Origin of the sequence: uncultured Ralstonia sp., from assembly GCA_913056305.1 — a bacterium.
GTDB lineage: Bacteria > Pseudomonadota > Gammaproteobacteria > Burkholderiales > Burkholderiaceae > Ralstonia.
In genome coordinates this window covers 1-2,355 of record CAJXMR010000394.1, presented here as the reverse complement: position 1 = coordinate 2,355, position 2,355 = coordinate 1, and the positions used below count along the sequence as shown (strand labels likewise).

General features: G+C 66.7%; 2 protein-coding genes. One reads left to right on the top strand and one right to left on the bottom strand.

Going from position 1 to position 2,355, the window contains the following annotated elements:
- A partial coding sequence (locus tag QZ609_RS26495; protein WP_295501501.1) for a M20 family peptidase occupies positions 1-1,053 on the top strand: 1,053 nt, incomplete at its 5' end.
- Between the two features lie 15 nt (positions 1,054-1,068).
- On the opposite strand, the gene QZ609_RS26490 is transcribed toward QZ609_RS26495, so the two are convergent.
- Positions 1,069-2,025 (bottom strand): TauD/TfdA family dioxygenase, encoded by a 957-nt coding sequence (locus QZ609_RS26490; RefSeq protein WP_295501498.1) that lies wholly within the window; start codon positions 2,023-2,025, stop codon positions 1,069-1,071.
- Positions 2,026-2,355 lie beyond the last annotated feature (330 nt).

Here is a 2,355-nt window from a genome sequence, read left to right as displayed (position 1 = left end):
GACGGCATGGTCTGGGGGCGCGGCGCGTGGGACGACAAGGGCAACCTGATCTCGCAGATGGAGGCGATCGAGCTGCTGGCCGCCAGCGGTTTCCAGCCACGGCGCACCATCCACCTCGCCTTTGGCGCCGATGAGGAAGTGGGCGGCGACCGCGGCGCCAAGCAGATCGCCGCGCTGCTCAAGTCGCGCGGCGAGCGGCTGGATTTCGTGATCGACGAAGGGCTGCTGATCACCGAGGGTGTGTTGCCGGGCCTGACCAAGCCGGCGGCGCTCATCGGCATTGCCGAGAAGGGCTTCCTGTCGGTGGCGCTCAAGGTGTCGGCCACGCCGGGGCACTCGTCGATGCCGCCGCCGCATGGCCAGAGCGCCATCGCCATGATGAGCGCCGCGCTCAAGCGCCTGGACGACGATCAACTGCCGGCGGGCATCCGTGGCGTGTCGCAGGAGATGTTCGAGACGCTGGCGCCCGAGATGCAGGGCTTCAGCCGCGTCGCGCTGTCCAATCTGTGGCTGTTTGGCCCGATGGTGCAGAAGCAGCTGGAGGCGTCGGCCAGTTCCAGCGCGATGCTGCGCACGACCACCGCGTTGACCATCGTGCAGGCCGGCAACAAGGACAACGTCCTGCCCGGCCGCGCCGAGGCCACGGTCAACTTCCGCCTGCTGCCGGGTGACACCGTGGCCGCAGTGACGGCGCACGTGGAAAACGCTGCCAAGGCCGCCGCGCCCAAGGGGCATTTCGAGGTGAGCACCTTGCCCGGCGTGAGCGAAGCCTCGCCGGTGTCGCCCACGCAGTCCGCGTCGTACCAGCTGATCAACAAGACCGTGCGCGAGCTGTTTCCGGGCACGGTGGTGGCGCCGGGGCTGATGATCGGTGCCACCGACTCGCGCCACATGGTTGGGATTGCCGATCACGTCTATCGCTTCTCACCGGTGCGCGCCAAGCCGGAAGACCTGCCCCGCTTCCATGGCACCAACGAGCGGATTTCCGAGGCCAACCTGGTGGAGTTGATTCGCTTCTACCACCGGCTGGTGCAGCAGGCGGCCGGCGCCTGACGGGCCGTCGCTTCACTAATGCGCCGCCGCGACCAGCGCGTCGATCTGCGCGTCGTTGGTGGCCTCGGGCCGGCGTAGCTGCGTGCTGCGGCGGCCATCCACCGAGACGGCTGTCACACCGTGCACCGTCACGCGCCGCACCACGCGCGGCTGGTTGCCGTAGTCGTTGACAGCGTAGTGTTGGGTGGCGCGGTTGTCCCAGATGGCGACGTCGTCCTGCCGCCACTGCCAGCGCACCGTATTCTCCAGACGCGTGACGCGGTGCTGCAGCAGTTCGAACAGCCGTGCCGATTCGCTGCCCGGCAGGCCAGCGAAGCGCTTGACGAAGTGCCCGAGCAGCAGGGCGCGTTCGTTGGTTTCCGGATGCACGTGCACCACCGGGTGCGAGGCCTCGTAGACGGATGCGGCAAACACGTCACGGTGATGCAGCAGGCGCGTGCCGTCGACCTGCGTGCGTTCGGCGCCGTAGTCGTAGTCGTTGGTGTGCACGGCCCAGAGCTGCTCGGCGAGCTGCTTGAGCGTGTCAGGCAATTGCGCGTAGGCGCGCGCGGTGTTGGCCCACACGGTGTCGCCACCGTAGGCGGGAATCGTGACCCCACGCAGGATGGAGACCTTCGGAAACGCATCGAGGAAGGTCACGTCGGTGTGCCACGAATCGGCGCGGCCGCCGCCTTTTGATGCATCCAGTTCGAACAGTTGTGTGCCGCTGGGGGCCGGTACCGTCGGGTGGGCGACGATGCGGCCGAAGCGCTTGCCGAAGGCCTGGTGCTGGTCGTCGTCAAGGTGCGCCTGGCCACGGAAGAACAGCACCTTGTACTTGAGCAGGGCGGCATACAGGCTGGCGAACGTGTCGTCAGGCAGCGCCGCGCCGAGCTTGAGATCCAGCACCTCGCCGCCGATGTGCCCAGCCACCCTGCGCACACGCAGGGCTCCGAAGGTGGTGTCGATGGCGGTGGGGTGATCGTTCGGCATGCGCGCTCCGGCAAGAACAGGGATGGCCCATGCTAGCCACGCGTCGCGGGCCGGGAAACGAAGCGTTCTACATATCCAAATGCGATTCCGCCGCCCGAACTGTTCGCGAAAGATTCTGAACAGTTCAGGAAAACTGTTCGCAACTGTTCATGTCAATGTGACAACGCGCCACGCAAGATGGGGTCGTGCCGACTTGCTTTACCCAAAACAACATCCACCACGAACCCCGGCACAAGGAGTCTCCATCATGCGCGAAATCAGGATCTTCGAACTGGACCGGCCGGGCGTGCCGGTGAGCTGGCGGTCGGCACGGGCCCAAACCATCGCCGC

Bases quoted from the DNA above. Each gene is read 5' to 3' on its own strand.
- QZ609_RS26490 (WP_295501498.1), bottom strand. From the start codon at position 2,025: ATGCCGAACGATCACCCCACCGCCATCGACACCACCTTCGGAGCCCTG.